General features: G+C 67.2%; 2 protein-coding genes. Both read left to right on the top strand.

Going from position 1 to position 9,372, the window contains the following annotated elements; translation table 11 throughout:
- Positions 1 to 2,996 (top strand): non-ribosomal peptide synthetase (locus tag E4L98_RS04490; protein ID WP_135200375.1); only part of this gene is annotated, 2,996 nt, incomplete at its 5' end.
- 20 nt (positions 2,997 to 3,016) lie between these two features.
- On the top strand, positions 3,017 to 9,367 hold the full coding sequence (locus tag E4L98_RS04485) for a non-ribosomal peptide synthetase/type I polyketide synthase (protein WP_135200374.1): 6,351 nt from the start codon (positions 3,017 to 3,019) through the stop codon (positions 9,365 to 9,367).
- The last annotated feature ends 5 nt before the right edge of the window (positions 9,368 to 9,372 follow it).

Raw genomic sequence — 9,372 nt, 5'->3', positions numbered from 1 at the left:
CGATGCAACTGGTGTGGCGCGACGCCGCCGTGCCGCTGACCGTGATCGACCTGCGCGACATGAATAGCGACCAGCAGGACCAGGCGGTAGCCACGTTCATCGACGACGAGCGCAAAAACGGCTTTGACCTGACCAGCGCACCGCTGCTGCGCATCTTCGTGCACCTGCGCAGCGCAAGCACGATCCAGTACACCTTCAGCTTCCACCACGCCATCCTCGATGGCTGGAGCGTCGCGTCGTTCCAGACCGAGATGTTCAACGCTTATTTCAAAGCCACGGAAGGCCAGGAGATCGCGCTGGCGCCGCTCGGCCTGACGCCGAAAACCGCCGCTGTACGCGAAAAGGCCGCGCTGCAATCGGAACGCCATCGCACCTTCTGGCGCGACTACCTGGAAGGCCACGTCTACTCGGCGCTGCCGCCAGCGCAGGTCGAGGCGGGCGAGGGCGCCAACCGCAACCGCGCCGCCAGGGTGGACGACGCGCTGTGCGCCAGGCTGCAAGCGCTGGCGGCCGAACTGTCGGTGCCGATGCGCACCGTGCTGCTGAGCGCCCACCTGCGCGTGGTGTCCATGCTGTCCGGTAAAGACGACGTCACCACTGGCCTGGTCAGCAACGTGCGTCCGGAAGCGCAGGATGGCGAAAAGGTACTGGGCCTGTTCCTGAACACGCCGCCGCTGCGCCAGCAACTGGGCCGCGGCAGCTGGAAAGACCTGATCAAGGCCACCTACGCCAACGAACTGGCGGTGATCGAACACCGCGACTATCCCTACTTCCAGCTGCACGTCGATAACGGCCGCAACCCGTACTACGAGATCGTCTTCAACTTCATCAATTTCCACGTGTATGAAGACCTGCAAAGCGGACCGCAGGAAGACGGCTACAAGCAAGTCATCGAAGCGACCGGCTTCGACCTCGGCGTCAACATCAACTACAACGCCCAGCGTGGCCTGCATCTGGAGCTGAAACCGGGAAAACTGGGCGGCAAGCAGACCGAACGCATCCTCGGCTACTACCTGGCCGTGCTGGAAGCGATGGCACAACAGCCCGACGCCGCCTACGACACACACCACTTCCTCGGCCAGGCGGAACTGCAACAGCTGCTGTCGGAGTTCAACCACCGCAATCCTGCCTACCCGCAGGATGAACTGATCCACCAGCAGTTCGAAGCCCACGCCGCCGCCACGCCGGACGCGCTGGCTCTCGGCTACGAAGACCAGACCCTGACCTACGCGCAGATGAACGTCCGCGCCAACCAACTGGCGCATCACCTGATCGCCCTTGGCGTCAAACCTGATGACCGCGTGGCCATCTGCATGGAGCGCGGCATCGACCTGATGGTCAGTCTGTTCGGCATCTGGAAAGCAGGCGGCGCCTACGTGCCACTGGACCCGGCCTATCCGCACGAGCGCCTGGCCTACATGCTGGCAGACAGCGAACCGGTGGTGCTGGTCACGCAGGCCGCGCTGGCCGACAAATTCGACATCGCCCTGCCCAAGGTGGCGGTGGACGGTCCCCGCGATCTGGCGGTAATCGCCGCCCGCTCCGCGCACAACCCCGAACCGGCCGCGCTCGGCCTGCATGCCGGCCATCTGGCCTACGTGATCTACACCTCGGGATCGACCGGCAAACCGAAGGGCGCGATGCTGAGCCACCGTGGCGTATCGAACTTCTCGCGCGCGCAGATCGACGTCTTCGAGACCAAACCAAGCAGCCGCGTGCTGCAGTTCGTCTCTTTCAGTTTCGACGTCTGCGTTTCCGAGTTCGCCATGGCGCTGTGCGCCGGCGCCAGCCTGTTCCTCGCCTCACGCGACGACCTGCTGGCCGGCGAGCCGCTGGAGCGCACGCTGAAGCGCCACGCGATCACCCACCTCAGCGCACCGACCTCGCTGCTGGCGGCCCTGCCATACGACTCCGATCTCGGCGGCCTGGAATCGCTGATCACCGGCGGCGAAGCGCTGCCGCCTACCCTGGCCGACCATTGGGCCTCGCGCTACCGCCTGTTCAATGCCTACGGCCCGACCGAAGCCACGGTGATCACCGCCATCTACCGCTATCAGCAAGAACATGGCGGCACCATGCCGATCGGCCAGCCGCTGGCCAATACGCCGGTCTACATCCTCGACAGCCAGATGCGGCTGGTGCCGATGGGGGTGACGGGTGAGCTGCACATCGGCGGCATCCAGGTCGCACGCGGCTACCTGAATCGTCCCGAGCTGACCGCCGAACGCTTCGTCGCCGACCCGTTCAGCGATCGTCCGGATGCGCGGCTGTACAAGAGCGGTGACCTGGTGCGCTGGCTGCCGGACGGGAACATCGAATTCGTCGGCCGCAACGATCACCAGGTCAAGATCCGCGGCTTCCGCGTCGAACTGGGCGAGATCGAAGCGCGGCTGCTGGCTTGCGCCGGCGTGCGCGACGCGCTGGTGATTGCGCGCGAAGGCGCCACCTCCGCCGAAAAACGCCTGATCGCCTACCTCACCGCGCATGAAGGCACGACCCTGACGGCGGCCGCGCTGCGCGCCGAACTGTCGCAGCAGCTGGCCGACTACATGGTGCCGAGCGCTTTCGTGACGCTGGATGCTTTCTCGCTGACGCCGAACGGCAAGGTTGACCGCAAGGCGCTGCCGGCGCCGGAAATCGCCCGCAACGAGGTGGCGTATGTCGCGCCGCGCCACGCCACTGACCAGCAGCTGTGCGGCGCCTGGGCCGAGGTGCTGAAGCTGGAAGCGGAAGCGATCGGCATCCACGACAACTTCTTTGAAATGGGCGGCAATTCTCTGCTGGTGGTCAAGCTGCATAGCCTGCTGTCGGTCCATTACCCGCAACAGCTGGCGGTGGCCGACTACTTCAAATACCCGACCGTGGCGCGCCTGGCCGACTTCCTGGACAAGGGCGGCGCCGACATGGTGACGCGGGTGCCGGACGGCCTGGCCCGCGCCGAGATGCGCAGAAACCGCAGCGCCCAGCGCAGCAATCGGCTCAAGCGTGCAGTGTAAATACGATAAGGATAACGACAATGAATCTGCTTGATAACACCATGGCCGGCAATGACGACAACGCCGTCGCGATCATCGGCATGACCGGCCGCTTCCCCGGCGCCAACGATCTGCAGACCTTCTGGAACAACCTGCGCGCAGGACTGGAGGCGGTGGTCGCGGTCAGCGATGAGGAACTGGCGCAGGCCGGCGTCGCCCCGGAGATGATCGCTCATCCCGATTACGTCAAGGCGGCGTCGCTGGTGGCCGATGTCGACCGCTTCGATGCCGAGTTCTTCGGCATGTCGCCGCGCGAAGCGGAAATCATGGACCCGCAACAGCGCCTGTTCCTCGAATGCTGCTGGGAAGCGCTGGAACACGCCGGCTACGCGCCGGGCACCGAGGCCGGCGCGGTCGGCATTTTCGCCGGCACGGCGCTCAGCGCCTACCTGTTCGAGAACCTGTTTTCCAACCGCCAGCTGGTGCAGACGGTCGGCAGCCGACAGCTGATGCTGGCCAATGAAAAAGACTTCCTGTGCGGTCGCGCCGCCTTCGAACTGAATCTGCGCGGCCCGGCGGTGGTGGTGCAGACCGCCTGTTCGACCTCGCTGGTGGCGGTGCACATGGCCTGCCAGAGCGTGTTGAATGGCGAATGCGACATCGCACTGGCGGGCGGCGTGGCGATCCACACTTTCGAGAAGCGCGGCTATCTGCACACCGAAGGCGGCGTGTTCTCGGCCGACGGCCATTGCCGCGCCTTCGACGCCGACGCCACCGGCATCGTCACCGGCAACGGCCTGGGACTGGTGGTGCTCAAGCGCCTGGAAGCGGCGCTGGCCGACGGCGACACCATCCACGCGGTGATACGCGGTTCGGCCATCAACAACGACGGCGCCGACAAGATCAGCTTTACCGCCCCCAGCATCGACGGCCAGGCGGCCGTGATCAGCGAGGCGCAGGCGGTAGCTGGCGTCAGTGCCGACAGCATCGGCTATATCGAAGCGCACGGCACCGGCACCAAACTGGGCGACCCTATCGAAATCAGCGCGCTCAAACAGGCTTTCGCCGCCGGCACCACGCGCAAGCAGTATTGCGCTATCGGCTCGCTCAAGAGCAATCTCGGTCACCTCGACGTGGCAGCTGGCGTGGCGGGCCTGATCAAGGCGGCGCTGGCCGTCAAGCATGGCGAAATCCCGGCCAGCCTGCATTGCGGCACGCCCAACCCGCACATCGATTTCGCCAACAGTCCATTTTTCGTCAACACCGCCTTGCGTCCATGGGACAGCAATGGCCAGCCGCGCCGTGCCGGCGTCAGCGCCTTCGGTCTGGGCGGCACCAATGCCCACGTGGTGCTGGAGCAGCCGCCTTTGACCGCGGCGCAGGCCGAAGCGCGCCCCGCACAGGTGCTGCTGCTGTCGGCCAAGACCCCGGCCGCACTGGATGCCGCCACCGCCAACCTGGCCGGCTTCCTCGCCGCGCAGCCGGATACCAGCCTCGCCGATGCCGCCTGGACCCTGCTCCATGGCCGCCAGCACTTCCGCTATCGTCGCGCCGTGGCGGCGGCCGATGCCGCCGGCGCGGTGGCCGCCCTGCAGCAGGCGCAGGTCGTGCCGGCATCGCCGCTGCCAGCCGATGGTGCGCAGCCCAAAGTCGTATTCATGTTCCCGGGCGGCGGTACCCAGTATGTCGACATGGGCCGCGACCTGTATGGGTCGGAAGCGGTGTTCCGCGCCGCCGTGGATGAATGTGCCGCCATCCTGCTGCCGATTCTTGGCCGAGATCTGCGCGACGTGATGTTTTCCGGCGCAGCGATGCCGGCGGCTGAAGCCAGCGCTGAACTCAACCGCACCGCGCTGGCGCTGCCGGCGCTGTTCGCGGTCGAATACGGCATCGCGCGCCAGCTCGAAGCCTGGGGTGTCACGCCGGACGCCATGGTCGGCCACAGCCTGGGCGAATATGTCGCCGCCTGCCTGGCGGGCGTGTTCTCGCTGCGCGAAGCGCTGACCGTGGTGGCGGCGCGTGCCCGCCTGATCGGCGATCTGCCGACCGGGAACATGCTGGCCGTACTGATGCCGCCGGAGCAGGTGCAAGCGCGTCTGGGACCGGACCTGTGGCTGGCCTGCGTCAACGGCAGCCAGGCGTGCACCATTTCCGGCACGCCGGAAGCGACCCGTCAACTGGCCGCCCAGCTGGACCAGGACGGCATCGATTATCAGCTGCTGGAAGGCTGGCCAGGCTCGCATTCGGGCCTGATGGAACCGATCCTGGAAGAATTCCGCGTCGTCTGCGCCGGGCTGACCTTGAACGCGCCAAGCCTGCCTTACCTGTCGAACCTGAGCGGCGACTGGATCACCGCCGAGCAGGCGACGTCGCCCGATTACTGGGTGGCGCACCTGCGTCACACCGTGCAGTTTGGCACCTGCCTGAACAAGCTGCTGGAACAGCCCGGCCAGATCTATCTCGAAATCGGCCCCGGTCACACGCTGGCCAATCTGTTGCGCCGCGAGGCGGCAGCCGTGGGGCGTCCGGTGACGACCGCCACCACGCTGCCACGCGCCGGCGCCGCCGTCAGTGGGCTGGAGGTGTTGCTGGGCGCCGTCGGCCAGCTGTGGGCCGGCGGCCGCGCCATCGACTGGAGCGCCTTCCATGAAGACCGCGCGTACGGCCGCATTCCGCTGCCGACCTATCCATTCCAGCGCAAGCGTTACTGGGTGGCGCCGCAGCAGCGCTATACCGACCACGCCGAAGATGGCGCGGCGGCCGGCGTGGCGGAATATGCCGCGGCCGAAGCCGCGCAGGACGAAGCGGTACCGGCCGCGCTGTCCAGCCACCAGCGTCCGGTATTGCCGACGCCTTATGCAGCGGCGCGCACGGCGACCGAACGCGCACTGGCGGCGATCTGGGAAAATCTGCTGGGCATCCGGCCGGTCGGCATCGATGACCATTTCTTCCTGCTGGGCGGCAGCTCGCTGATCGCGGTACAACTGGCGTCTCGCATCCGCGCCAGCTTCCGCGTCGAACTGCCGCTGCGCACCCTGTTCGATACGCCGACCATCGCCGCCCAGGCGATTGAAATCGAACGCAAGCTGGGCGTCGTGCCGGAACAGGTACTGGACGCGATCCCGCTGCGCGCACCGGGCAGCGTGGTGCCGGCATCGCATCCGCAACAGCGCCTGTGGTTCCTCGACCAGCTCGACCGCGCCGCCAGCGCCGCCTATCACGTACCGGCGGCCCTGCGCCTGCAAGGTACGCTGGACCGGGCCGCACTCAAGGCTACGCTGGACCGCATCGTGGCGCGCCATGAGAGCCTGCGCACCACCTTTGCCGGCGTCGACGGCCATGCGGTGCAGACGATTGCGCCGGCCGATATCGGCTTTGCGCTAAGCGAACGCGATCTGCGCCAGCTGTCCGGCGAAGAGCGTGAGCGTACGTTGGCCGACATCAGCGCCGCCGAAGTGGTGCGGCCGTTCGATCTGGCCGCTGGCCCGCTGATCCGCGGTCAGCTGCTGCGCGTGGCCGACGACGAACACGTGCTGCTGCTGACCCAGCACCACATCATTTCCGACGGCTGGTCGATCGGCCTGCTGGTACGCGAAGTCAGCGCCTTGTACGCGGCCTACGTCCAGGGCAACGCCGATCCGCTGCCGCCGCTGGCGATCCAGTATGGCGACTATGCGGCCTGGCAGCAAAGCCGCCTGCAGGGCGACGCCTTGCAGGCGCAGCACGCGTTCTGGAAACAGACGCTGGGCGGCGCACCGGCGCTGCTCGAACTGCCGGCCGACCGTCCGCGTCCACCGCGCCAGAGCTACGCCGGCGCCAGCGTGCCGCTGGCATTGGGCACGGACCTGAGCGCCGCTCTCAAAGCGCTGGGCCAAAAACACGGAACCACCTTGTTCATGACCCTGCTGACCGGCTGGGCCGCCGTGCTGGCGCGTCTGTCAGGGCAGAGCGACGTGGTGATCGGCACGCCGGTCGCCAACCGTCCGCGCGCCGAGCTGGAAGGACTGATCGGCTTCTTCGTCAACACCCTGGCGCTGCGCGTCACGCTCGATGGCGACGTCAATGTGACGCAACTTCTGGCCCGGGTCAAGGCGCAGACGCTGGCCGCCTATGAACATCAGGAGCTGCCGTTCGAGCAGGTGGTGGAAGCGGTGCAGCCGGAGCGCAGCACCAGCCATAGCCCGCTGTTCCAGGTCATGCTGAACATCCACAACACCCCCAGCCACAGCGAACTCGATCTGCCCGGCCTGATCCTGAGCCCGATCGAACAGGCGCAGGACACCGCTCAGTGCGACCTGACGCTGTCGCTGACCGACACCGGCGACGACTGCATCGGCAGCCTGCGTTACGCCAGCGACCTGTTCGACCAGACCACGGCGGAGCGCATCGCCGGCCACTTCGTCACCTTGCTGCAGGCAATGGCGGCCAACGACGGCGCCAGCATCGCCCAACTGCCCATGATGACCGAAGCGCAGCGTCGCCAGCTGCTGACCGACTTCAATCAGCCGGCGCAACAAGTGGCACAGCCGGCGCTGGCCCACCGCCTGTTCGAAGCGCAGGCCGCAGCGTGGCCGCAGGCAGTCGCGCTGGAGATCGGCGAGCAATCCGTCAGCTACGCGGAACTGAACCGTCGCGCCAACCAGCTGGCGCACCGTTTGCACGGTCTGGGCGTGCAGCCGGATCAACGCGTCGTCATTTGCGTCGAGCGCGGCGTCGACATGGTGGTGGCGCTGCTGGCCACCCTGAAAGCGGGCGGCGCCTATGTACCGCTCGATCCGGCGTATCCGGCCGAACGGCTGGCCTACATGCTGGGAGACAGCGCCCCGGCGCTGCTGTTGACGCAATCCGCGCTGCTTGGCCGCCTGCCGCAAAACGGCGTGACGACGCTGCTGCTGGACGATGATGGCGAGGCCGCATGCATCGCCGCGCAGGCGGACGGCAATCCCGATCCGGCGGCGCTGGGCCTGACGGCGGAGCATCTGGCGTACCTGATCTACACTTCCGGCTCCACCGGCAAGCCGAAGGGCGTGATGAACCATCACTACGGCTTGTGCAATCTGGCGTTGGCGCAGAGCGCCGCCTTCGGCGTCGGCCCGGACAGCCGCGTATTGCAGTTCGCCTCTTTCAGCTTCGACGCCAGCATCTCCGAGATCGTCATGGCCCTGGCCAGCGGCGCGCGCCTGGTGCTGGCCGATGCCGCCCTCATGCTGCCCGGCGCGCCGCTGCTGGATACGCTGCGCAGCCGGGGCATCACTCACGTGACCCTGCCATCGTCGGCGCTGGCCGTGTGTGGCGCGCCGGAGCAGCTGGAACCCATGACCCTGATCGTGGCCGGCGACGCCTGTCCGCCCGAACTGGCGCGCCGCTGGTCGGCGCACCACACCTTGTTCAACGCTTACGGTCCCACCGAAGCAGCGGTGTGCGCCACCATCCACCGCTGCGACGGCGGCATCGGCGCCAGTGTCCCGATCGGCAAGCCGATGGCCAACGTGCAGATCCACATCCTCGACACGCATGGCCAGCTGGTGCCGGTCGGCGTGCCGGGCGAGATCCACATCGGCGGCGCTGGCGTCGCCCGCGGTTACCTGAACCGCCCGGAACTGACGGCGGAACGCTTCGTTGCCGATCCGTTCAGCGGTCAGCCCCAGGCGCGCCTGTACCGCACCGGCGACCTGGCGCGCTGGCTGCCGGATGGGAACATCGAGTTCATCGGTCGTAACGATTTCCAGGTCAAGATCCGCGGCTTCCGCATCGAACTGGGCGAAGTCGAAGCGCGTCTGGCGGCCTGCGACGGCGTGCGCGAAGCCATGGTGGTGGCGCACGCCGACCACACTGGCGACAAACGCCTGGTGGCCTATCTGACGGCGCACAGCGGCGCGGCGCCGTCGGCCGCCGGACTGCGCGCCCAGCTGGCCGTGCATCTGGCCGACTACATGCTGCCATCCGCCTTCGTGGTGCTGGACGCTTTCCCGCTGACGCCGAACGGCAAGGTCGATCGCAAGCAGCTGCCGGCGCCCGACCGCGCCGCCGTGATCAGCCGCGACTACGCCGCGCCGGAAGGCGTGGTGGAGCAGGCCATCGCGGCGATCTGGCAGGAGCTGCTGAAACTTGAACGTGTCGGCCGCCAGGACCATTTCTTCGAGCTGGGTGGCACCTCGCTGCTGGCCACTCAGTTCGTCACCCGGCTGCGCGACGCCACCGGCGTCAGTGTGCCGCTGATCAGCGTGTTCCAGACGCCGGTGCTGGCGACGCTGGCGGAAGCGGTCGTATCGGCCGAGCTGAGCCGCTTCCAGACCAGCGATATCGATCTGGCGGCGCTGGACATCGAGGATTTGTCGGACGAGGAAGTGGAACGCCTGCTGGCGCAGGAAAACGCCGAAGCCATGGTGTGACGGCC

The sequence above is a fragment of the Duganella callida genome, assembly GCF_004614165.1.
GTDB classification, from domain to species: Bacteria; Pseudomonadota; Gammaproteobacteria; order Burkholderiales; family Burkholderiaceae_D; genus Rugamonas; species Rugamonas callida.
This window is presented reverse-complemented; position numbering and strand designations above follow the sequence as displayed.